Genomic DNA, 24,445 nt, shown 5'->3' on the forward strand with positions numbered 1-24,445 from the left:
CCCGGATCCCGCCATGTCCGACCTGAGTAGGACCCCCGTGGTGTGCTTGACGATGACGACGCCGACCCCGCGCGCCGCCTACCTTGCCCGCATGACAACGACGCTCGCGGTCGAAGTGACCGATCTGGTGAAGGTGTACGGCACAGGCGACACCACGGTGCGCGCGCTGGACGGCGTCGGCGTCGCGTTTCCCGCCGGCGAGTTCACCGCGATCATGGGCCCGTCGGGGTCGGGCAAGTCGACGCTGATGCACTGTCTCGCGGGACTCGACGCGGCGACGTCAGGCTCGATCCGGCTGGGCGGCACGGAGCTGACGGAGCTGTCCGACAAGGCACTGACCGTGCTGCGCCGGGAGCGGGTCGGGTTCGTGTTCCAGTCGTTCAACCTGCTGCCGACGCTGACCGCCGAGCAGAACATCCTGTTGCCGTTCGACCTCGCCGGGCGCAGGCCCGACCGCCGCCGGCTGGCGCAGGTGGTGGCGGTCCTCGGCCTCGGCGACCGGCTGCGGCACACGCCGAGCCAGCTCTCCGGCGGCCAGCAGCAGCGGGTCGCCTGCGCCAGGGCACTGCTCGGCCGCCCCGACGTGGTCTTCGCCGACGAGCCGACCGGCAACCTCGACTCCCGCACCGGCGCCGACGTCCTCGACGTGCTGCGGCGCAGCGTGCACGAGCTGGGCCAGACCGTGGTCATGGTGACGCACGACCCGGTCGCCGCGTCGTACGCCGACAGGGTGCTGATGCTCGCCGACGGCCGCATCGTCGACGAGTTACGCCGCCCGACCCCCGACACCGTCCTCGACCTGCTCAAGCGACTCGGAGGCTGACATGCGCCGCACCACGCTGGCGGGCCTGCGCCCGCGTCGGCTCGTGCCGACCGCACTCGCGATCGTGCTGGCCGTCGGATTCGTCGCCGGCATCATGATCTTCGGGGACACGACCCGCGCCGCGCTGCTCGACGACTACGCTCGGGCCGCCCGCAACGTGGATCTCGCCGTGACCGCCAAGGACGGCACACGCCTCCCCTTGTCCACAGTGGACGATCTACGCCGCGTCGCGGGAGTGGCGTCCGTCGAGGGACGCATGGCGGAGCAGGCGCCGCTCATCGACCGCAAGGGCCGCCTCGTCACCGAGTTCGGCGTCCCGGGCCACGCCGTCGACGCCGGCGAGCGCGCCGAGCTGCGCCCGTTCGACCTGCGCACCGGCCGCCTGCCGCAGACGGGCGGGGAAGCTGCACTCGACGCCCGCAGCGCCCGCAGCACCGGGTACCAGGTGGGCGACACCATCGTCCTCGTCGGTGCCGACGAGCAACGGCACGAGTTCCGGCTCGCCGGGATCGTCGACATCACCGGCGTCGACGGAGGCAACACGTCGACCGTCGTGCTCACCCGCCGGGCGCTCGTGGACCTCACCGGCGCCACCGGCTACCGCGAGGTCGTCGCCACCGTCGCCGACGGCACCGCGCCGACCGACGTGCGGGCCCGCGTGTCCGCACCCGGCACGGTCCGCACCGGCGACCAGTTGCGTCACGACCTGGCCCGAGAGGCGTTCGGGCAGATCGACGGACTGCTCGTCGGGATGCAACTGTTCGCCGTGGTCGCCGTGCTGGTGGCCGCGCTCGTCATCGCCAACACGTTCACCATCCTGCTCGCGCAGCGGATGCGGGAGACGGCGCTGCTGCGCTGCGTCGGCGCCACCCGCGCCCAGGTGTTCCGGCGGGTGGTCGCGGAGGCCGCCGCCGTCGGCCTCACCGGCGCGACGCTCGGGATCGGCCTCGGCGTCGCGATCGGGTCCGGCCTGTCGCGCGGCGCGGCGCTGCCGGGGATCGGGCTGCCGAGCGGCCCCGTGGTGGTGGATGTTTCGCCGGTACTGGTGGCGCTGGTGCTCGGCGTCGCCCTGACGGTCGTGTCGGCGCTGGTGCCGGCGGTCCGGGCGACCAGGGTGCCGCCGGTCGCGGCGCTGCGGGTCACCCCGCTGGCCCGCGGCGGCGGACGGTGGGGAAGAGTCGCGCTCGTCGCTGCCGCCGCGCTGCTCGCGCTCGGCGGGTCCGCCCTGACCGCGGTCGGGATGCGCACCGACGACCCGCAGACCGCGATGGCCATCGTCATGGTCGGCGGCACGTGCGTGTTCCTGGCGGTGCTGCTGCTGTCGCCGCTGTTCATCGGCCCGCTGGTGTCTGCGTTCGCGTGGCTGCCCGGCCGGGTCGCCGGCGTGCCGGTCCGCCTGGCCGCCGCCAACGCCCGGCGCAACCCGGGCCGGACCGCGGTGACGACCGCGGCGCTGCTCGTCGGGGTGGCGTTGATGGCCGGTGGCAGCACCATCGCCGCGACCGTGAACCGCACCGCCGAGGCCCAGCTCAATCAGGCGTTCCCCGTGGACTACCTGCTCACCCCGGCGGTCACCGGCGGCGACCGGGCGGCCGCGGTCCCGGCGGAGGTGACGGCGGGGCTGCGGTCCGACCCTGCGTTCGACCTCGTCGCCGCGGTCCGGCAGGGCACCGCGAAGACGTCCGGCGGGGCACTGCTCGTCGGGACCATCGACGCGGCGGCGATCGGCACGGCGTACCGGCCCGCCGTCACCGCCGGGCGGCTGGCGGACCTGCGGCCGGGCACCGCCGTCGTGGCCAGCGGCTCCGACATCCTCGTCGGCCGGCGCGTCGGCGACCAACTGCGACTGACCACCGGTGCCCGCACGATGACGGTCACGATCGCCGCCACCGTCCAGAGCGCGACGCTCGTCGGTGACGTAGTGATCACCGACGCCGACTTCGCGGCGCTGTTCCCGGCGGCGGCGGCCGGCGACTCCCTCGTCATGCTCCGCACTGCGGGCGGCGTCGCGGCGGCCACGGCACGCAGCCGGCTCGACACCGCGCTCGCCGCCCACCCGCTCGTGCAGGTCGGCGACCTCGCCGAGGTCCGCGACGAACGCAACGCCGCGATCGACCAGATCGTCGCCGTGATCGCCGTCCTGCTCGCGCTGGCGCTCGTCATCGCGCTCGTCGGTATCGCCAACACGCTGTCGCTGTCGGTGCTGGAACGCACCCGGGAGTCGGCCCTGCTGAGGGCGCTCGGCCTGACCAGGGGGCAGCTGCGTGCGACGCTGCTCGCCGAGGCATTGCTCATGGCGGCGGCCGGCGCGGTCGTCGGCGTCGTGTTCGGGCTCGTGTACGGGTGGCTGACCGCCGAGGCGGCGTTCGGCGACATCGAGACCCTCGTCGCGGTCCCGATCGGGCAGCTCGCGGCGTTCGTCGGGCTCGCCGCACTCGCGGGCACACTCGCCGCAGTGCTCCCGTCACGCAGGGCAGCAAACGTCGCGGTCGTCGCCGCGCTGGCCGATTGACGACCTATCGTGGACGGCGTGTGGGACGGCGAACACCTGCGGCGCATCAAGACCTGGCTGTTCGACGGAGGTGTCGCGGGATGCGTGCTGTACGTGACGTTGATGGAGCGCGGGCTGAAGCCGCCCGTCGTCGCGATCGGGCTCGTCATGGCGGCCGCCATGCTGGGCCGCCGCCGCTACCCGGTGGCCGTCGCCTGCGTCGTGTACACGGCGGCGCCGCTGCACCTGCTGTTCGACGACGCGATGCGGCTCTATGACATGGCTGTCCTGATCTCGATGTTCGCCGTCGTCAAGTACCGGGCGCAGCTGTTCTGGGGCATCCTCGCGGGCGTCGGCGCGGGCCTCGGCGTCGTCATCGGCGCCGCCGTCGAGGCCAGCCGCACCGACAACTTCGGCACCATCGCCTGGGTCATCGGCGCGCTGACCGTCGCCGTGTGGTTCTCGGCGTACGGGGTGCGGACCCGACGCCTCTACGTGGCGAGCCTCGAGGAGCGCGCCGCCACCCTCGAACGGGAGCGCGACCATCTGGCCCGTCTCGCCGCCGCCGACGAGCGCGCCGCGATCGCCCGCGAGCTGCACGACGTCGTCGCACACAGCCTGAGCGTGATGATCGTCCAGGCGGACGGTGCCGGGTACACCCTCGAACCGTCCGCGTCACGGGCCCGGCAGGCGCTCGACACGATCGCCGCGACCGGGCGTGACGCGCTCGAGGACATGCGGCGCGTCGTGAGCGTGCTGCGCGGCGGCACCCCCGGCACCGACGCGGCGTCGAGGCGGCGGGTCGGCCTCGCCGAGCTCGACCGGCTCGTCGAGCGGGCCGGCCTGCGGGTCGACCTGCGCACGGTCGGCACCCCCGAGGGGCTGAGCGTGGCGGAGGAGCTGACCGCGTACCGCATCGTCCAGGAGTCCCTCACCAACACGCTCCGGCACGCGGGACCCGACGCGAAGGTCGCGCTGCGTCTGGAGTACACGCCGGAGCACGTCGCGATCGAGGCCACCGACGACGGCGCCGGGCGGCCCGCGACCGCCGCCACGCCGGGCGGCCACGGCCTGGTCGGCATGCGGGAGCGGGTCGCGCTGCACGGTGGGACGGTGACCGCCGGCCCGAGGTTCGACGGCGGCTGGCGGGTCACGGCCACGATCCCCAGGGCACCCCGGATGGTGGTGCTGGACCGAGGTTCGGCGGCGGTGTCGCGGTCGGAGCCGGCGACGGCATCGGAGGGACCGGCGAAGGCCGTGGGAGCGTTGAGCGGCGTGCGCGCCGCCGCGGGAGGGGCCCGGCCCGTGGAGATGCCGGGGGACCCGGGCTCGGTGGCGGTCGACGGCGTCGGCGGGACGGATGAGTCCGAGATCCGTGGCTGGGATGTCGGCGGTCGTGACGTTGCTCCTGTTCGTGAGGTGGTCGGACGTCCCAGCGTGGGCGAGGTTCCTGGTCTCGCGCTGGTGGAGGCCGGCGACCCCGGTGTCGGCGGTGAGGCCGGCACCGCGGTCGCGGCAGGTCGGTGGGTCCGGTGATCCGGCTCGTCATCGTCGACGATCAGGAGCTGATCCGGGCGGGGTTCCGGATGGTGCTGTCCGCGCAGCACGACATGGAGGTGGTCGGGGAGGCCGGGGACGGGGCGGAGGCGCTGCGACTGCTGCGGCAGGTCGAGGCCGACGTGGTCGTGATGGACATCCGGATGCCGGTGATGGACGGGGTGGCGGCGACCGAAGCGCTGTGCGCGCGGCCGGGCGGGCCGAGGGTGCTGATCCTGACCACGTTCGACACCGACGACGACGCGTTCGCGGCGTTGCAGGCGGGGGCGAGCGGGTTCCAGTTGAAGAACGCGCCGCCGGCGGACCTGCTGGCGGCGATCAGAGCGGTGGCCGACGGTGAGGCGATGGTGGCGCCCAGGGCGACGCGGAGCCTGCTGGACCGGTTCGCGGGGAAGTTCGTGACGGCGCCGCCCGTGGTCGACGACCCCGACGCGATGCGGCGGCTCGCCAGTCTCACGGAGCGGGAGCGGCAGGTGCTGCTGCTCGTCGCGGAAGGACTGTCCAACGCGGAGATCGGGGAGCGGCTCATCGTGGCGGAGACGACGGTGAAGACCCACGTGGGGCGGGTCCTGACCAAGCTGGAGGTGCGTGACCGGGTGCAGGCGGTCGTGTTCGCGTATCAGATCGGCCTGGTCCGCACCGACTGACCGGGCGAGGGCGACACGGGCACCGCGGCGGCAGGGCGGTGCGCGGCGCCCGTGGGGGAAGGAGGGAAACCCCCGAGCGCCGCGCACCGGGTGGAGGAACGTCAGGGGCGCGCGGCCCAGCGTTGGGCTCCCGTGCCATTGCAGGTCCACAGCTGGACCTTGGTGCCGTTGGCGGTGCCGGAGGCGTTCACGTCGACGCACTTGCCGGAGCCGGCGCCGGTGATGGAGCCGTTGGCGTTGAACGTGAACTTCTGGGCGGTGGTGCCGTTGCAGTCCCAGATCTGGATCTTCGTGCCGTCGGCGGTGCCGTTGCCGTTGACGTCGAGGCAGCGGTTGCCGTAGACGCGCAGCTCGCCGGCGGCGGTTCTGGTCCAGCGCTGGTTGGTGCCGCCGTGGCAGTCCCAGATGTGGACCTGCGTGCCGGGGGTGGTGCTGACGCCGGAGACGTCGAGGCAGCGGTTGGACTGCGGGTTGACCAGGGACACGGCGGTGCCGACCGGCGGGATGGTGGGGGTGAGGCTGCCGGGCACCGACTGCAGTGCGCCGAACCACCGGGCGGCCATCTTGTCGTAGCCGGTGGCGTTCGGGTGTACCCCGTCGGCGAGGTCCGCGGTCGTGATCGCCGAGTGCATGTCGACGAGGTGGGTGAGGGGGCCCTTGCCGGCGACGATGCCGGGCAGGGCCGCGTTGTACGCCTGGACCCGCGCTTCGAGGGTCGCGTCGGTCTCCGGGGTGATCTGCGCGACGAACAGCTCCACCGACGGGGCGGTCGCCCGGATCTTGTCGATGAGGGCCGACAGGCGCGCCGGGGCGTTGGCGACGTCGTAGTTCTGGTTCATGTCGTTGGTGCCGATGTGCAGCAGGATGGTCCGCGGCGTGTACGCCTGCAGCCAGCCGACGATGTTGGCGTCGATCTGGTCGATCCGCCAGCCGGAGTGGCCCTCGTGGTCGTGGTCGCCGAGGGACGCGGGGCCGTTGAACCCGGACCCGACGAAGTCGACGGTGTAGCCGCCGGCGGCGAGCCGCTGCCACAGGTTGATCCGGTAGCCGCCGGGCACGTTGTACCCGTCGGTGATCGAGTCGCCGAGCGGCATGACCCGGACGCCGCCGTTGGACTCGGCGTGCGCCGGTCCCGTTGTGGCGAGGGTGAGCCCCGCGGCGAGGGCGAGGCCGAACCCGGCGGCGGCGAGCCGCCTCAGAGTGCGTCGCATGTGCTGGTTCCCTTCGTCTGCGCCGTCCGAGGGCGGTCCGGGGCGGCGGCGGGGGACCGCGGCCACCCCGGCAGGGACGGTCGCATCGAGTCTTGGCGATGTACGGCGCAACCCGGGAGCCCAGCGGCGCGCCGGACCGGTCGAACGCCGCCCGTGCTGCGCCGAGCGGTCACCGCCGCGGCGCGTCAGCCATTCACCGCCGTGATCGCGCCGCCTGATCACCACCGGCCGGGCCGCCAGCCACCAAGCGCCGAGCGCCGGCCACCAAGCGCCGGCCACCAAGCGCCGGCCACCGAGCGCCAGAAACACACCCGCGGCCCAGGGGTTGCCGCCGACCGGGCCCACAGGGCACGCTTCCAGGGCCTCCACCGCACAGCGTCGCCGCGCGTCAACGCTTTGCAAGAACGCGTTCGAATCCAGCAAAGATGAGTCTGGATATTGCGTCGTGGTGTCGACGGCGTTACGGTCCCTCTTGCACCGCCGCCAACCGGTGTCCGTACCCACCCCGCCGTTCGAACGTCACCGCCAGCGCCGACCAGCCCGAGACCGCCAGCTCGCGGCAGGCCGGCCGATGCCTCGGACGCGCTTGGCCCCGTCGAAAGCGAGCAACACATGTTCCGGTCCACTCGAGGTGCCGGGCGGAAGGGGCGTCTCGTCGCCCTGACCGCGGGCACCACCCTCGCTGCCGCGGGCGTCGTCGTCGGGTTGACGATGTCGCCGGCGGCAGCGGCCGCGACCGGCGGCGTCGGTGCGACGCTGCCCTACGTCGAGGTGCAGGCGGAGAACGCCGCCACCAACGGCACGGTCATCGGCCCCAGCGCCGCCTACAACACGCTCGCCGGTGAGGCGTCCTACCGCAAGGCCGTCACGCTGCAGGGCAGCGGCAAGTACGTCGAGTTCACCTCGCCCGTGGCGACGAACTCGATGGTCTTCCGGTACAGCATCCCGGACACCGGCAACGGCTCGGTGTACACGGCGCCGATCTCGCTGTACATCAACGGGACCCGGTCCAACAACTTCACGCTGACCAACGCGTACAGCCACTACTACGGCAGCTACCCGTTCACCAACCAGCCCGGCAGCAACCACCATCACTTCTACGACGAGGTCAACCGCCTCTTCCCGCAGGTGTACCCGGCGGGGACGAAGTTCCGCCTGCAGGTGGACTCGGACTCGACGGCCTCGTCGTACACCATCGACCTCGCGGACTTCGAGAACGTCGCGGGGCCGCTGAGCCAGCCGACCGGCTCGGTGTCGATCACGAGCAAGGGCGCCGACCCGTCCGGTGTGGCGGACTCGACCTCCGCGATGAACCAGGCGATCGCGGCCGCGGGCGCCGGCGGCACGGTGTGGATCCCGGCGGGCACGTTCAAGATCCAGGGCCACATCGCGGTCAACAACATCACGATCAAGGGTGCCGGCATGTGGCACTCGAAGACGACCGGTGACCGCATCGGTTTCTACGGCAACTACGCGCCGTCGCCGAGCACCAACGTGCACCTGTCGGACTTCGCGATCTTCGGCAACGTCCAGGAGCGCAACGACGGCGACCAGGTCAACGGCATCGGCGGCTCGCTGACGAACTCGACCGTCGACCGGGTCTGGATCGAGCACACCAAGGTCGGCGCCTGGATGGACGGGCCGTTCACGAACCTGGTGTTCAACCAGATGCGGCTGCGCAACTACACCGCCGACGCGATCAACTTCCACAACGGCGTGACCAACTCGAAGGTCACCAACAGCCACGTGCGCAACGCCGGCGACGACGGCCTGGCGATGTGGGCGGAGCAGAACGCCGACGCGAACAACTCCTTCGACCACAACACGGTCGAGCTGCCGATCCTCGCCAACGGCATCGCGATCTACGGCGGCCACGACAACTTCGTGACCGACAACCGGGTCATCGACGCGGGCCTGAGCCAGGGCGGCGGCATCCACGTCGCGCAGCGCTTCGCCTCGACCCCGATCGGCCGCACCGACGTGCTGCGCAACACGATCATCCGGTCCGGCAACCTCGACCCGAACTGGCAGTTCGGCGTCGGCGCGCTGTGGTTCGACGCCCGTGACGGCGTCATGAACGGCCTCACGAACGTCGACAACATCCTGATCCAGCAGAGCCCGTACGAGGCGATCCAGTTCGTCTCGGGCTCCCAGATCAACAACGTGAAGATCAACAACGCGACGATCCAGAACACCGGCACGTTCGTGGCGCAGCTGCAGGTCGCCGGCGCCGCGACGATCACCAACAGCACCGCCACCGGCACCCAGGGCCCCGCGCCGATCTACAGCTGCGGCGTCGGGTTCAACCTCACCGACGGCGGCGGCAACTCCGGCATCTTCGGCTCGACGGCCTGCACGATGCCCACGCCGACGTTCCCGCCGTACCTGCCCGACAACGGCTCGAGCATCAGCGTCAGCCCGAACGCGCTCGGCTTCGGGTCGGTCGCGACCGGCGGTACGAGCGCCGCACAGACCGTCACCGTCACCAACGGCGGCTCCGCGTCGGCGGCCGTCGGCACCATCGCGGTGTCGGGCGACTTCACGCAGAGCAACACCTGCGGCAGCAGCATCGCCGCCGGCGCGTCCTGCACGGTCAGCGTCACGTTCCAGCCGACCGCGGCGGGCACCCGCACCGGCAACCTGTCCGTGACCGCGGCCGGCGTCACCAGCACCGTCCCGCTGTCGGGGACGGGCGTGGCACCCGGTCCGGTCCTCAACGCGAGCCCCGGTTCGCTGTCGTTCGCCGGTACCGTCGTGGGCGCCTCCTCGGCGACCCAGAACGTGACCCTCACCAACTCCGGCACCTCCACCGCGACGGTCTCCGGGGTCAGCGCCAGCGGCGACTTCAGCCAGACCAACACCTGCTCGTCGATCGCCGTCGGCGCGTCGTGCACGGTCACGGTGAAGTTCACCCCGACCGCGTCGGGCGCCCGCACCGGTACGCTCACCGTCACCAGCAACGCGAACAACAGCCCGGCCACGGTCGCGCTGTCCGGCACCGGGGTCGGCACCAACACCAACATCGCGCTCAACAAGCCCGCCACCGCCAGCAGCCAGGTCAACGGCACGCAGGCGGCGACCACCGCCACCGACGGCAACGCCGCCACCTACTGGGAGAGCGCCAACAACGCCTTCCCGCAGTGGATCCAGGTCGACCTGGGCGCGACGAGCAGCATCGGCAAGGTCACCCTGAAGCTCCCGCCGGACACCGCCTGGGCGACCCGCCAGCAGACACTGTCGGTCCAGGGCAGCACGGACGGCTCCAACTTCAGCACGATCGTCGGTTCGGCCGCGCAGACGTTCAACCCGGCCTCCGGCAACACGGTCAACCTGACGTTCGCGGCCACCAACGCCCGGTACGTGCGGGTGAACATCACCGCGAACACCGGCTGGCCCGCCGGCCAGGTCGCCGAGCTGGAGGTGTACCCGAGCGGCGGCACCACGCCGAACGTGGCCGTGCTCAGCGCCAACCCGACCGGCCTCACCTACGCCTCGCAGGCGCTGAACACCACCAGCGGCTCGCAGGCGGTCACGATCACCAACACCGGCACCGCGGCGGCCACCGTCTCCGGCGTCTCCGTGACCGGTGACTACCAGCAGACCAACAACTGCTCCTCGATCGCCGTCGGCGCGTCCTGCGTGGTCAACGTGACCTTCCGGCCGACCGCGACCGGCACCCGCACCGGCACGCTCACCGTCACCAGCAACGCGCAGAACAGCCCGACGACGGTCTCGCTGACCGGCACCGGCGCCGGCGGCACCACCCCGACCAACCTGGCCGCGGGCAAGCCGACCAGCGAGTCCAGCCACGTCCAGGTGTACGGCTCGGGCAACGTCACCGACAGCGACCAGAACTCGTACTGGGAGAGCGCCAACAACGCGTTCCCGCAGTGGGTCCAGGTCGACCTCGGCTCGGCGCAGAGCATCAGCAAGGTGGTCCTGCAGCTGCCCACCGCGTGGGGCGCCCGCAACCAGACCATCGAGGTCGTCGGCAGCACCACCGGCTCGTCGTTCTCGACGCTGAAGGCGAGCGCGTCGTACGCCTTCACCGGCGGCTCCGGCAACACCGTCACCATCACGTTCACGGCGCAGACGCAGCGCTACGTCCGGCTGAACATCACCGCCAACACCGGCTGGCCGGCGGGGCAGATCTCGACCTTCCAGGTCTGGAACGTCTGACCCGTCCGCGGGCACGGGGTGCCGCCGGTCTTGCGGACCGGCGGCACCCCTTTTCTTCGTTCCGGCGGCGGTGCCTGTCTCAGGCGGGGTGCGGGGTCGCCGGTGGCGGCGGTGCGGGCGCACGGCTGGTTACAGTGCGGGTATGAGGCTCGTCCCGGTCGTGGAGATGGCGACGTCGCAGCCCACGTACCTCAACCTGGACCACGCGACCCTGGTCGCGCCCGTGCACCTGGACACGAAGGCCCGCATGCTGCGCCGCGACCAGGAGACGTGGGCCGTCACGTTCGTGGTCACCGTCGGCGACACGGCGGCGGTGTACGCGACCCGCCGCTCGTTCGCTGCCGAACAGGACGCGCTGGCGTGGATCGCCGCCGTGACCGAGGTGGTGCGGTGAGCGCCGCCGTGCGGGTGGCGCCCGGTGGCGTCGCCGCCGACGTTGCCTGAGGTGCGGGCGGTCGGGTCGCCCACGGTGTCCGTCGCTCCGATGTGGCGGCCTCCTCGAAGCATCTCCTCTTGTCCGGGCGACGGTGACTGCGACGGCCGTCAGGGGTCAGGGAATCAGTGTCAGGGGGTCGTGGCGGGGAGCCAGGTGGCCTCGGCCACGGCGCGGGTCGCGGCGTCGGCGTAGACGGCGGTCGCCAGCCACGCCTGGGCGAACGCGCTGCCGTCGTCCCCGGCCAGCCGCCCGAACGTGTCCCGGGGCCGGGTGCACGCCGCCTCCGTCAGCCGGTCCAGCAGCGCCGCGCCCGTGTCGAGCCTGGCCCGCCGCAGGCGGGTGGCGTCCGACGGGCCCCGGCCCGCCGGGAACGTGTGCACCGCCCTCCCGCCGGACACCGTCCGCTCGACCTGCGCCGCCAGCAGCCGCAGCACCGGGTCACCGGCCGCGGCGCCGCCCGCCCGGGGTGCCGCGAGCCCGGGCACCTGGCCGCCGCCGGCCGGGCCCGGCCCGGCCGGACCGGCCTGTGGCAGGTGGCTGCGGTGCAGCCGGTCGAACGCCAGGTCCGCGTGGCCCGCCTGCGCCGCCGGCAGGTTCCAGCCGGTGCTGTCCACCGGCGCGACCGACAGCGGGAGCACCGTCCCCGGCCGCGCCGGGTCGGGGCGCGCGACGACCAGCAGCTCCAGGCTGGTGGCCTGGCCCAGGAGCCGCAGGTTGTCCCGGTACGCCAGCGCCGGCGAGTCGTCGGCGACCCCGAGCGTGAGCGGGATGCCGCCGTCGGTGGTGGCGTGGACGATGTCGGCGGCGGTGGACGTACCGTCGATGCGGACCGACAAGAACAGCAGGTCGTCGCCGGCACGACGGTCCGTCACCGGCAGCGCCAGCGCCGTGAACGCCCGGTGCACCTGCTCGGCGAGCGGCACCGCCCACAACGCGGCGAGGGGTGCCTCGTGCCAGCCGCAGCCGCCGGCCGTGACCGCTCGCACCGACCGGCCCGCGCCGAGCTGCCGCGTCGCGGACGCCGTCGCCCCCGACACGACGAGCCCCGCGCGGGTCAGCGCCCGGTGGCTCAGCGCCGTCTCGCCGAGCGCGACGGTCGCGTTGCCCGCCTTCGCGGCCCGGCGGGCGTCGCCGGGCATGAGGTCCGCGATCATCCACAGGACACCGGCGCGGTCCGCGACGTACGTGACGACGCCCGCGTACCCGGAGTCGGCGAGCACCGCCGTCGTGCACAGGCCGTGCAGCCGGAGGCTGCCCTGCAGGTCGTACGCCCGGCGGGCGGTGCCGAGCAGCCCTTCGGCCGGTCCTCCGCCGGCCGGTCCTCCGCCGGCCGACCGGAGCCGTTGCAGGACACCGATGAGCTCCTGCAGCGCCGCCGTCAGGTCCCCGAGCCGGAAGTCGGGGTCGCCGGTACGGGCCGCCTGCAGCATCGCGGCCACCACCCGGGCCGCGGTGGCCGGGCGGTACACCTTGCAGGCCTGCCCCTCGTGCGCCGCCCGCAGCAGCGCGGCCCGCGCGACGGTCCCCGACCCGGTGACGCCCGCGGCGAGCACGTCGACGGCGGCCCGCCACAGCTGCTCGACCGCGGCCCGCTGCTGCGGTGTCAGCGGTTCGGCGGTGGCCTCGGTCTCCGCCTCCGCCGGCAGCATCGTGCCGGCCGTGACCTCGGCGTGGGCCGTGGCGTCGGCGACGGCGGTGGTGCCGGTGTGGGCCGTGGCGTTGCCGTGGGCGGTGGCGGGGATCGCGGTGTGACCGGTGCCGCCGTCTGGCGCGGCGGCAGTCCCGGACGGGTCAGCGGGCGGCCGTGCGGCATCCGCGGCGATTTCGTCCCGAGCCGGCTCCGCCGCCGTGCCGCCGGGGTCCGCCGTGCCGCCGGGGTGCGCCGTGCCGCCGGGGTGCGCCGTGCCGCCGGGGTGCGCCGTGCCGCCGGGGTCCGCGGTGCCGCCGGGGTCCGCGGTGCCGCTGAGGTCCGCCGCCGTTTCCTCCGTGGCCGCCCTCCCTGGTGCGTCCTCGGGCGGGCCGCCGGCGTGGGCCGGGGCGAGCGCGAGGACGGCGGCGCGGTGCAGGCAGTTCGGGGCGAGCAGGCACGTGCACGTCGCCGCGTCCGGGGAACGCACCACCCCCGCGTCCGTGACGAGCGTGACCGTGGTCGTGTCGTCGACCGCGACGGTGAACCGCCCGTCCACCGCCGTCACCGGCAGCGCCGCGAACCGGGTCACCGCGTCGTCGACCTTCTTGCGCAGCCGCGCCGGCAGCGCGTCGACGGCCGCGACGAGGACCGTCTCCGCCACCGGCGGCAGCGCGGCCCCGCTCACCGGGTCACCGCCGCGCGCCGCCGCACGGGTGCGGTGTGTCCAGCAGTCCTCATGCACGCACCTTCTCCCCGACCCAGCGGGCCAGCTCCAGAGGGCTCAACGCGGCGACCGACATGCCGCAGGCGACGAGCTGCGAGGCCACCGACACGGAGTACCGGGGGCGGCCCCCGTCGTCGAGGCTCGCGCAACCCAGCACGGTCGCGCCCGACTCGACCAGCGCACGCGTCTCCGCGAGGAGGCTGCCGAGGGGGTACCCCTCCTCGAAGTCGCTGACGACCACGACCAGCGTGCGCGACGGTACCGTCACCAGCGACCGCGCGTGCCGCAACCCCGCCGCGATGTGGGTGCCGCCGCCGACCTTGACCTCCAGCAGGAGGCCCAGCGGGTCGCTGACCCGGTCGGTGAGGTCGACGACCTCGGTGGAGAACGCCACGAAGTGCGTCGTCAGCGCCGGTACCCCGGCAAGGATCGCCCCCGTCAGCGCCGACCAGATGACCGACGCCTCCATCGACCCGGAGACGTCGACGACGAGGACGAGCCGCCAGTCGACCCCGCGCCGCGCCTTCGTCCGGAACACCGGCCGCTCCGGGACGACCCGCACCCGGCCGTCGTCGTCGCGGCGGGTCGTGGCGAGGTTCGCGCGCAACGTCCGGGGCAGGTCGAGGGGGCCGCCCGGCCGGCGGGTCGGCCGCGGCGTCGTGATCCCGGCGAGGGCCGGCCGCAGCCGGGCCGCCAGCTGCCGGGTGAGCTCCTCGACGATCCGCGCGACCAGCGGCCGCAGCCGCGCGACCGCCGACTCGGGCATCGCGCCGGCGAGCGACAGCACCGTCTGCAGCAGCTCCACCGACGGGGTCACCGCGTCGGGGTCGAGCAGGAACGCGGCCTCCCGCCGCCCGGCCTCCGCGGCGCGGGCGAGGACCTCCTCACGGATGCCCGGCCCGAACAACGCCGACAGCTCCTCGGCCCACTCCCGCACCCCGGGGAACGGAGCCTCCCGCCCGGCCCGCCCGGCCGCGTCGGCGCGGGCGCCCTCACCGGTGCCGGCACCGTACAGCTCGTCGAGCGCGGTGGCGTACCGCGCCGCGCCCGGGGCCAGCTCGTCGGAGCGCCGGCCCAGCAGCAACCGCCACCGGTCCACTGTGGACAACGTGCGGTCGGCCGCGCCGGGCTGGTCGGTCGCGCCGGGCTGGTCGGTCCGGCTCGGCGCGGCCTCCTCGTCGGGCGCGCCGGTCGCCGACGCGGCCTCCACGTCGGGCGCGCCGGTGGGCGCCGCGGGCAACGCCAGGCCGTACGCGGCGAGGGCCGCCGCACCCGCCCGGTCCGCGAGCAGCCTGACGAGCAGCTCGTCCGGTGCCGCGTCGGCGATGTCACGGGCCGACACGGTGTCGCCGAGCCGCTGCTCGACCACCACGAGGAGCCGGTCCCGCCCCGCGGGGCTGACCACCTGGAATCCGCCGCGCAGCGCCGGCAGCCGGGACAGGAAGTCGGCGTCGGGCAGCGTCTCGACCCTGTCCAGCAGGCCGCCGAGGATGTCGTCGCCGGCCTGCAGCAGCGGCTCCGCGGCGGTGAGCAGCCCGCGGAGGTGGCCGAGCAACCGCCGCCGGCCGTCGTCGGTGCGGGCACCGTCGACCCACGACGCCAGCCTGGTGCCGAGCGCGCCCGGCTCGGTGAGGCCGAGCATCACCTGTACGGCACCCGCGGCCGCCGACATGACCGGGGTGCCGTCCCCGGCGAGCCGGTCGACGGCGGCCGCGAGCCGGAGCCCGACCCCGGCGGCGTCGGCCCGCTGGGCGAGCGCGACCAGCGCCCGCACGTCGTCCACGGACTCGGAGCCGGTCAGGCCGTCGACCTGCCGGACGGCGGCGGACTCGAGGGACTCGATCACCGGTGCGAGGTCGCCGAGCAGGCCGCTCGGCATGCCGGGCACGTGCCCGCGGTCGAGCCGGTCGACGAGGGCGAGCGCCGCCATCAGCTCGTCGAGGCTCGCCGCGGCGGGCACCTCGGCGGCGACCTCCGCGACCCGCTCCCGGGTCAGCGCGACGAGCCCGCACCCGGCGGCGACGGCGAGACCGTCGACCAGCTGCGCCGACGTGGGACCGTTGTCGTCCTGCTCGAGGCGGCGGCGGTGCCGCAGCGTGCCCTCGGCCGCCTGGGCCAGGGTGACGCCGCGGATGCCGGCGAGCTCCAGCATCGCCTCCGTGCCGGGCACCCACTGCACCGTCCAGCGGGTGGTGAGCGCGTCGGTGCCGCCGGCGCCTTCGACGGCGACGCGTTCGGCGTACGGCACCCGGCACACCTCCAGCTGCCGCAGCGTCACCTCCCGCCGCCGGTCGAGGTCCGACCGCAGCGGGTCCAGCCGCAGGTCGCGGGACTTCTCGCCGGGGCCGGGCAGGCGCAGCTCACCGACGAGGGTCTCGACCGCGGGCCGCAGCCCCGACCGGGGCGTGCCGGGCGCGAGGACGCCGCGCTCGTCGCCGACGAGCACCTGCTCCATCGCGGTCGCGACGACCCGGCCGCGGCCGAGGACCTCGCCGTGCGCGATGACGCTCTGCAACGCCTCGACGATCTCGCCGCGGCCGGGTGCCGGCAGCGCCCGCAGCCGGGCCAGGTCGCTGGCGAGCCGGTACGCCTCCCGCGCCTCACCGGGCCCGGCGGGATGCCCGGCGGCGCGGACCCGGGCGCACACGTCGACGATCGCGCCGAGCGCGGCCCGCTCCACGTCCGCGGGCCGTCCACCGGCGGCGACGACCGCCTGCTGCCAGCGCGGGTCACGGATCCCCGCCGGGTACCCGGACCGGGCGTCGAGGAGCGAGAACGCGTACGGCACCAGCGACGTGACGACCTCAGGCTGCTTGCCGGCCGCCGGCCTCGAGGCTGGGATGTCGGGCTGCTTGTCGACGTCGAGCAGCGCCCACGCGTGGAACGCGCCGACGACCGCGGCCACCCGCCGCCCCTCGAGGGCCGCGAGGTGCCGGCGCATCCAGGCCTCGCGGCGCAGGTCGAGGGCGGTGACGCCGTCGCCGGTGTCGTGCCGCATCGCCCAGCCGACGAGGAGCGCGGCCCGGCGTACCGCCTCCGGTGCCGCGCCGGGGGACCGGGCCTCGACGACCCGGTCCCACATGTCCTCGTCGGGCCGTCCGGTCGCGGCGCGCCGCAACGCGTCGCCGAGCAGCCGCAACCCTTCGGGCGCGACCGTGGCGGGCAGCCGCTCGCCGCGCGGGTCCGCTCCGCCCCCGGCGCCCGGGGCATCGTCTGCGGGTCCGCCGGCCGGGGCGTCGAGCGAGGGCGCGGCGGCCGGGGTGTCCTCGGGCAGGTCCTCGTGCCAGGCGCGGTCGGCCAGGGGCAGGTCGCACGGGACGACCTCGACGCCGTTGCGGGCCGCCCAGCGGACCGCGACCAGCTCCGGGGAGAAGTCGGCGAACGGGTAGAACGCCGCGGTGCCCCGGGGGCCGGCGACGCCGGCGAGGGCGACCGGTGCCGTGGTGGCCGGGTCCGCCAGCCACGGCAGCCAGCCGGCGAACTCGGCCGGCAGCTCCAGCAGCAGCACCTCGGGCCGCGCCGCGTCGAGCAGGTCCTCCATCACCGCGGACAGCGCCGGGGAGTGGTGCCGCACGCCGATCAGGTACGGCGCCGTCGACTCCGCGAGGGCCCGCAACGCCCCGCCGGGCACCACACCCCCACCGAGCCCGTCGAGGTCGACGGACCCGTCGGGGCCGCCCCGTCCGCCGGGCCCACCGGGCCCGGCGGAGGCGGCGGGCTCAGGACTTGAGGACATCGCGGAGCTCCCACAGCTGGGTCCACAGCCGGGACCCCTCCTCGGCGCGCCGGCGCACCGCGCCGTCCCAGTAGCCGAGCAGCTTCGCCCCGTCGGCGGGGTCGTCCTTGCACACGACGCCCTGCAGGTGGGTGGGCAGCAGCGACAGCACGTCGCGGTCGCCGGGGAAGTACGCCGCGGCCAGGCCCAGTGAGGTGGCGACGGCGACCGCCTCGGCGGTGCTCATCACCGTGGAGGGCCGGTCGACCTCCCAGCCCTCGACGGACCGCCCGGCCCGCAGGTCGCGGAACGCGGTGACGAGAGCCTCGAGGACGGCCTCGTCGACGGCGAACGGGGTGCGGACCCGGTCGAGCGCGGCCCTCGCCTGCCGGCCGACGAGCGCGGTCTCCTGCGCCAGGTCGGGGATCGGGCCGACGGTCTCGAAGTTGAACCGGCGCTTGAGCGCCGCCGACATCTCCGACACGCCACGGTCGCGGAGGTTGGCGGTGGCGATGAGGGTGAAGCCGGGCGCGGCGTGGATCGTGGCGCCCGCGGTGCCGGACAGCTCCGGCACCGCGATGCGCCGGTCGGACAGGATCGACACCATCGCGTCCTGCACCTCGGGCAGGCAGCGGGTGATCTCCTCGACGCGGGCGACGGCACCGGCGCGCATCGCGGTCAGCACCGGCGACGGCACGAGCGCCTCGGGGCTGGGGCCGCCGGCGAGCAGCAGCGCATAGTTCCACCCGTAGCGCAGCTGGTCCTCGGTGGTGCCGGCGGTGCCCTGCACGACCAGCTCGCTGGTGCCGCAGACCGCCGCCGACAGCAGCTCCGACAGCATCGACTTGGCGGTGCCGGGCTCACCGACGAGCAGCAGGCCGCGCTCGCCGGCGAGGGTGACGACGCACCGCTCGACGAGCGCCCGGTCACCGACGAACTTGCGGGTGATCGCCAGCTTCGCCGGCAGCCCGGCGGCGCGGGCGCCCTTGGGCAGGGTGAGCTCGCCGTCGCTGCCGACGATGAACGTCACCACGGCGCGCGGGGTGAGCCGCCAGCCGGGCGGCCGGGCGCCGTCGTCGTAGGCGGCCAGGAACGCCAGCTCGCCCGCGTGCGCGTGCTCGGCCGGGTCGACCTGCCGGACGGGGCCCGGGTCGAGCCCGGCCGCGGTCTCCAACGTGGTGCTCATCGACGCCCTCTCGTGGTGAGTTCTTCGAAGCGGGGGTGGTCGCCGCCGGTGACCCTGGCCCAGGCCACGGTGAACAGCGCCGGCGCGGGTGCGACGGGGATGACGGCGCCAAGGCCGGTGACGTCGTCGCCGTCGCGGATGAACAGTGGCAGCTTCCACAGCTCGAACGGCAGGTGAGGGCTGGACAGCGCGACCCAGCCGCCGGGCAGGAACAGGGTCCGGCCGGCCCGGGCCCGTTTCGCCTCCACGACCAGGTCGGTGGCGGCGAGCTCGGCGCGGGCCTTCTTCAGCCGGGCCGGTTTCCAGCCCGTCCAGCCCGCGACGTTGCGGTCGGTCGGGTCGGGCAGCGCCAGCAGTTGCAGGTAGAGCGTGGCCGCGTCGGCGCTGAGCCCGTGCTTCGCGGCGACCTCGGCGACGAGGTCGGGCGCGGAGCGCGACGGGTCGTGGTCCTCGTCGGCGCCGGCCGTCGTCGTGGCCGCCTCGGCCCAGGCGTCGAGCTGGCCGCCGAGGACGGCGCGCATCGCGACGAGGAACCGCGGGGACGAGTCGAGCTCGGTGAGCAGCGCCGCGAGCCGCGGGTCGTCGGGGCCGGTGAGCCGGGCGGGGCGCAGCAGGATCGACGGCCAGCGCCGGTCCATGTCGGCCTTGTACAGCCCGGCGTCGTGGGTGGTGCCGTCGACGGTGACCGGCAGGCCGATCTTGGCGATGAAGTCGGCGAGGTGGTCGCTGTACAGCGTGCCGATCTGCAGCTCCACCGCCGGGTCGGCGAGGCGCTCGCGGACCAGCTCCAGCACCCGGGGCAGGCCGGTGCGCAGCTGGTGCCCGGCCGGCAGGCGCCGCACCAGCCACGGCACGGTCCGGGTGACCGCCATGAGCAGGTCGCCGAGGCCGACACCGTTGACGGTGCCGTGCAGCCAGCGGCACGTCTCGGGGTTGGCGAGGCCGTGCAGGAACACCGAGGCGCGGATCCCGGCGGTGATGCGGGCCTTGCGCACCTCGACGATGAGGTCGTCGGGCAGCGGGGTCCGCGCGCCGTAGCGCTCCACGTGCCAGGCGCCGGCGCCTTCGACGGACGGGCCGGTGCTCCACAGGCCGGCCGGGTCGTCGGGCAGCAGCGCCGCGGCGAGGGCGTGGCGCTCGCCGCGGTCGAGCGCGTCACGGTCGCCGACCGCGCCCTCGACCGCCGCGTCGGTCAGGGCCGGGTCGATCGGCCAGTCCTCCGGGCGTCGCTCCAGCCAGTCCTTGACCCCGACCGGGTCGGCGAGCAGGACCGCGGCGTCGGCGAGGGTGATGCCGGCCGCCGCCGACAGCGCCGGGACCAGCTCGGGGCGCCACGGCAGCGGCCCCCGCTCCCGGGCCGCGGCGACGAACGCGGTGAGCCGCTTGGTGTCCCACCCGCACGGGTCGAGCACGCGGTGGCCGGTGATGGCGTGGCCGGCGACGGCGCCGAACGTGCCGTCGGGGGAGTGCTCCACGGCGGTGACCTCGCCGTCGGACGCGTCGACGCGCAGCACGACCAGGCGCCGCTGCCCGGCGGTGACGACGTCGCCGGGCTTGGGCAGGGCGGTGAGGTCGTCGGCCTTCAGCCACAGCCGCCGCAGCCGCCCGCCGGGCGCCAGCAGCCCCGAGCCGGCGATGATCTCGAGCAGGCCGAGCAGGTCGGTGTGGTGCCCGGCGTCGATCAGCGGCGACACCGCGCGGTACACCACGGCGGGCAGCGCGCCGAGCACCTCGAACCAGTCGGCGTCGGCGGCGCCGGCGATCGGCGCGATCGGCCGCTGCGGCTCCCGCCCGAGCAGCGCCGCACCGACGTGCAGATACAGGTTGGCCGCGACGTGGCTGTAGTCGTAGCAGCTGGGGATGAGCCCGGACAGCGCCGCGTTGAGCACCCGGTCGTGCGGCAGGTGCGCGTCGGGGTCGACCGGCCCGGTGCCGGCCGAGATCGCCGCGGTCGCCGTGGTCAGCTCCACCAGCCGGGTCGTGGAGCGGGCCGCCTGCTTCACCACGCCGCTGATCCCGGCGACGAGCCCCGGAGCGCTGACCTCGGGGAACGTCTCGGCGACGAGCTTGCCGGCGGTGTCGGCGTCGATCGCGGCCTCGGGGCCGACGAGGTCGACGACGGCGGTGAGCAGCCGCGCGACCTGCGCGTCGGTGGCGGCCCGCAGCGCCGCCGAGCCGGCCTCGTCGCGGACCCGCAGGTAGTGCCAGTACGCCGCCGGGGGCAGCATGCGGGTGCCCTCGCGGAACGGGTCGTGCTTCAGGTTCGTCTTCAGCGTGGCGATCTCGGTGCTGTCCTCGGCGCGCAGCAGGAACCGGTTGTCCCGCCACGCCTCCTGGTACACGATGCCGTAGACGGTGTCGGAGCCCGGGAACCGGATCGCGCCGACCAGCCGCCCGTGCCGGCGGCGCCGGCCGCCCCGCCCGGCGTGCTCGGGGACGGTGAACGTGCGGCCGTCGACGCCGGTCCCGGTCTGCGCGCCGGACGCCGACTCCCGCACCCGCCAGCCGACCAGCCCGTCGTGGTGGCCGAGCGGGCTGCCCGCCGCCTGCGGCGGGGCCGGCAGCAGCCGCGACTGGCCGTGCTGCAGCGGCTCGCCGTCGACGGCGCCGGCCTCGAAGAACGCCGGCAGCGACGGCCGGCCGAGGGCGCCGGTGCGCACGTCATACTCGTGCCACCGCCACGCCTCGTCGGCGCCGGACTGCGCGAGGGTCCAGTAGTGCCGGCCGTCGCTGCACACCGGGCCGCGCTCGTGCGCCGCGTGGTCGCCGACGTGCAGCGGCCGGCCGCCGGCGGTGCGGCCGCCGCCGGGCAGGGCGATCGAGACGTGGCTGCTGGTGGTGAACGACTCGCCGGGGCTGGTGAACACGTCGTCGGCGGTGCCGCTCCAGTAGCCGGCGCGCTCCTCGCCGACGTCCCAGCTGACCAGCAGCTGCCCGTCGACGTAACGCAGCACCGTGTTCCAGTCGTAGTGCCGCTGGCCGGTGGGGATGCGCAGGGTGTGCTCCAGCTCGATGCCGTCGGCGCCGACGACGGCGACCTGGTCGCCGGCGCGCACCAGCAGCTGCGGCCACTGCTGCTGGGTGCGCACCTTCGCGTCGTAGGCGTCGTCGTCGGACTCGACGGCGGCCTCACCGACGAGCGCGTCGACCGCCGCCTCCAGTGCCGGCCAGCCATACTCGTCGAAGATCCCGGCGCGCAGTGTCGCGGCGAGGACCGGGGCCAGGTCGTGACCGGTGATGCGCCGCACCGCCTCGGGGTTGACCGCGAGCCCCTCCGGGCAGGCGACGAGCGCGAGCCGGTCGAGCTGCTCGTCGATGCCGGGCAGGCCCTGCGCGGTCACGCTGTCGGCGAGCCGGTCCATCCACCAGTGCAGCGCCGTGCGCAGGCCCGGCACCGCGACGACCTCGGCGACCTGCTCCGGCGACACCGTGGTGCGGTGCCAGCTGGGGCGCAGGTGGCCCTCGACGCTGTCGGCGAGGCGGGGCAGCAGCCGCTCGTGCGCGGCGACGTGGACGAGGTCGCGGCGGCCGGGCGCGTCGTCCTTGAGCCACCGCTCGACCGGGCAGTTGGCGTTGGCGGCGACCTCGCCGAGGGGCACGCCCAGCTCGAGGCACAGGTCGACGAAGTCGAGGTCCACGTAGCCACCGGAGCCGCACAGGTCGGCCGGCACGCCGTCGGCCCGCAGCCGCGGCGCCATCCGGGCCACGAGCGCGGACTGCGCCGCCAGCCGCTGCCGCCGCCAGCCGGAACGGTGGTGGTGCAGGCGGGTCAGCCAGCCGGCGGGACCGTCGGGCGACTCGGCCTCGGCGGGCACGGTGCCGGCCGGCTCGGTCAGCGCGGCGGTCGCCCCGGACTCATCGAGGATCTCCAGCCACGTCTCGTCGGGGCAGTTGCCGGGGAACATGGTCAGCAGCTGGCCGCGGATCGCCGGGTCCTGCCGGGCGACGGAGACCAGCACCGCCCGGTAGGCGGTCCAGAAGCCGCCGGGCGCCCGCACGATCGACGGGGCGGTGAGCAGCACCCGCAGCAGCGCCTCCTCCTCGTCCTGCCCGAGCTTCGCCGCCTTCGCCAGCCGGCGCAGGTCGGTGTGCATCGACGCATACGGCGGCATCCCGCCGAGGGTCCGCTCCACGCACAGCCGGCGGAACCGCTCATACGCCGTGGCCGCGTCGGCGCGGGCGGCGAGGTCCCGGGCATACGCCGACAGCGCCTTCGCGGTGAGCGCGCCGGCCAGCGCGAACTCCAGGAACACCGTGTGCTGCCGGTCCTCGTCGATGCGCAGCGCGAACGCGCGCTCGGCGTCGCGGGCCTTGCCGAACATCGACGCCGCATAGGTGGGGCTGTCGGCGGCGAGGAACGCCCGCGCGGCCTCCTCGTAGAACGTCGGCAGGAAGTGCGGCACGGACCGGGCCAGCCGGTCGCCGAGCTCGACGAACCCGTCGCGCGCCGGGCCGATGCGCGACTTGGCGATCCGCACCAGCCGCTCGATGTCCTTGACGAGCGCGAGGGCGTGGTGGCCGTTGGCGGGGTCGTGCACCAGCGCCCACGCGGGGAACCCGAGCGCCTGCTGGCGCACGACCCCGACCTCGGCGACGGCCTCGGGGGCGGTGAAGCCGAGGAACTCCATGGTGAGGTCCTCGGCGGGGCCGAGCGTGCCCGGCACGAGCCGCACGACGGTGCGCTCGCTGAGGACCGGGTGCCGGTAGGCCCGGGTGGTCAGCGTGTCGATCGTGTCCTGCGGCAGGCCGTCGCCGGACGGCAGCACCGCACCGGCGTCGAGCAGCGCCTCCGAGACGGCCACTGGGATGCTCATGCTGCCTTGTCCTTGCTCTCCTCGACGACCCGCCCCGCATACAGCGCGGCGGCCATGCGCATGCCTTCGGACCAGGCGACCGGCCCGACCTCACCCAGCGGCAGTGACGTGCCGTCCTCCCGGACGAACACCAGGTCGCCGGTCTCGGTCTCGTAATAGGGGTCGTCGGCACCGACCCAGCTGCGGGCCTCGACGGTGCGGCCGCCCTCGAACACGCGGCAGACCGCGGAGCCGCCCTTCACCGGATAGCCCAGCGACGACGAGCGTGCCGTGAGGTGCCGCAGCTCGGCGAACTTGCCGCCGGCATAGTCGCTGACCCGGGTCGCCGTCGGCTCGACGTCGGCCCCGCGCGTCCACGTCTGGCGGAACAGCTGGTCGACGGACTGCCGCACGCCGAGGTCGGCGGCGAACTCCCGCAGGTCGTCCAGGTCGGCCAGCTGCACCGGGTGGGGGATCGCGACCCGCGCCGCGGGCAGCCGGACCGTCTCACCGTCGAGGTTGACGATGCCGACGGTGCCGCCGCCGTCACCGGACGCGTCGCGCAGGAAGCCGACCTCGTCGGGATCCCACCCGCCGTCGTCGTCGAGGACCGCGACGACGAGATCGGTCAGCGCGGCCCGCCACACCTCGTCGGCCCAGACCCTGGCGAGGACCTCGGCGGGCACAGGCAGTGACCGGACCATCCACCGGTCGACCTGCTCGCGCACCTGCGCCTCGTGCCGGCCGAGCCACTCCTGCAGCTGCTTGAGCCCGAACACGGCGGCGTCGTCCTTCAACGCCGGCGGCACGGACTTGAGCAGCTTTCCCTTGGCGTTGCGGCACACTATGCGCCCGGCATCCAGGGTGACCTCATAGCCACCGCCGGCGGTCAGCCACGTCATGCGATCCCTGCCTCATCGGGTCTCGGACTACCTTGACCCCCGGGAGGTTAGTCACAGGGTGCGACATTTTTCGAAGCCGCCGGACCGGCCGGTGGGCGGGATGACCGGGACGTCCGGATAGGTGTGGGAAACGTCCGCCACCCGTTACCGT

Annotated in this window: 12 protein-coding genes; 6 read left to right on the top strand and 6 right to left on the bottom strand. The window is 74.6% G+C overall.

The window, feature by feature from the left end; genetic code table 11:
* Nucleotides 1-91: 91 nt before the first annotated feature.
* The 4 genes from OP18_RS15600 to OP18_RS15615 are packed head-to-tail and all read left to right on the top strand — an operon-like array spanning nucleotide 92 to nucleotide 5,518.
* Complete coding sequence (locus OP18_RS15600; RefSeq protein ID WP_033359568.1) at nucleotides 92-823, top strand: ABC transporter ATP-binding protein; 732 nt, start codon at nucleotides 92-94, stop codon at nucleotides 821-823.
* Nucleotide 824: 1 nt separating this feature from the next.
* Entirely contained in the window at nucleotides 825-3,335 is a 2,511-nt protein-coding gene (locus OP18_RS15605) for an FtsX-like permease family protein (RefSeq protein WP_033359569.1), read from the top strand.
* Nucleotides 3,336-3,353: 18 nt separating this feature from the next.
* Nucleotides 3,354-4,850 (top strand): sensor histidine kinase, encoded by a 1,497-nt coding sequence (locus OP18_RS15610; RefSeq protein WP_245635389.1) that lies wholly within the window; start codon nucleotides 3,354-3,356, stop codon nucleotides 4,848-4,850.
* Nucleotides 4,847-5,518, top strand: coding sequence for a response regulator (locus OP18_RS15615; RefSeq protein ID WP_033359667.1), 672 nt, complete (start codon nucleotides 4,847-4,849; stop codon nucleotides 5,516-5,518). The genes OP18_RS15610 and OP18_RS15615 overlap by 4 nt, the downstream gene beginning before the upstream one ends.
* A gap of 101 nt (nucleotides 5,519-5,619) precedes the next feature.
* Here OP18_RS15615 and OP18_RS15620 read toward each other — a convergent pair whose 3' ends face one another.
* Nucleotides 5,620-6,729 carry an RICIN domain-containing protein gene (locus tag OP18_RS15620; RefSeq protein ID WP_033359570.1) on the bottom strand — a complete coding sequence of 370 codons (1,110 nt, stop codon included), beginning with the start codon at nucleotides 6,727-6,729 and terminating at the stop codon, nucleotides 5,620-5,622.
* A 612-nt stretch (nucleotides 6,730-7,341) separates the two neighbouring features.
* On the opposite strand from OP18_RS15620, the gene OP18_RS15625 reads away from it, so the two are divergent.
* Nucleotides 7,342-10,908 carry a choice-of-anchor D domain-containing protein gene (locus OP18_RS15625; protein WP_033359571.1) on the top strand — a complete coding sequence of 1,189 codons (3,567 nt, stop codon included), beginning with the start codon at nucleotides 7,342-7,344 and terminating at the stop codon, nucleotides 10,906-10,908.
* Nucleotides 10,909-11,050: 142 nt separating this feature from the next.
* Nucleotides 11,051-11,302, top strand: coding sequence for a hypothetical protein (locus OP18_RS15630; RefSeq protein WP_033359572.1), 252 nt, complete (start codon nucleotides 11,051-11,053; stop codon nucleotides 11,300-11,302).
* A gap of 170 nt (nucleotides 11,303-11,472) precedes the next feature.
* Here the strand turns inward: OP18_RS15630 and OP18_RS15635 are convergent, their stop codons facing one another.
* The 5 genes from OP18_RS15635 to OP18_RS15655 are packed head-to-tail and all read right to left on the bottom strand — an operon-like array spanning nucleotide 11,473 to nucleotide 24,294.
* Complete coding sequence (locus OP18_RS15635) at nucleotides 11,473-13,659, bottom strand: hypothetical protein (RefSeq protein WP_156089544.1); 2,187 nt, start codon at nucleotides 13,657-13,659, stop codon at nucleotides 11,473-11,475.
* A gap of 49 nt (nucleotides 13,660-13,708) precedes the next feature.
* Nucleotides 13,709-17,434, bottom strand: a complete 3,726-nt coding sequence (locus OP18_RS15640) for a DUF5682 family protein (protein WP_081970782.1) — start codon at nucleotides 17,432-17,434, stop codon at nucleotides 13,709-13,711.
* Nucleotides 17,418-18,599, bottom strand: a complete 1,182-nt coding sequence (locus tag OP18_RS15645; protein WP_033359574.1) for an ATP-binding protein — start codon at nucleotides 18,597-18,599, stop codon at nucleotides 17,418-17,420. Before OP18_RS15645 ends, OP18_RS15640 begins: the two co-directional genes overlap by 17 nt.
* A complete protein-coding gene (locus OP18_RS15650; protein ID WP_033359575.1) occupies nucleotides 18,596-23,413 on the bottom strand; it encodes a hypothetical protein in 4,818 nt (1,605 codons plus the stop codon). Before OP18_RS15650 ends, OP18_RS15645 begins: the two co-directional genes overlap by 4 nt.
* The gene (locus OP18_RS15655; protein WP_033359576.1) at nucleotides 23,410-24,294 is read right to left on the bottom strand and encodes a DUF4132 domain-containing protein; all 885 of its coding nucleotides are present in this window, start codon (nucleotides 24,292-24,294) and stop codon (nucleotides 23,410-23,412) included. The genes OP18_RS15650 and OP18_RS15655 overlap by 4 nt, the downstream gene beginning before the upstream one ends.
* Nucleotides 24,295-24,445 lie beyond the last annotated feature (151 nt).

Source organism: Dactylosporangium aurantiacum (assembly GCF_000716715.1).
Classification (GTDB): domain Bacteria; phylum Actinomycetota; class Actinomycetes; order Mycobacteriales; family Micromonosporaceae; genus Dactylosporangium; species Dactylosporangium aurantiacum.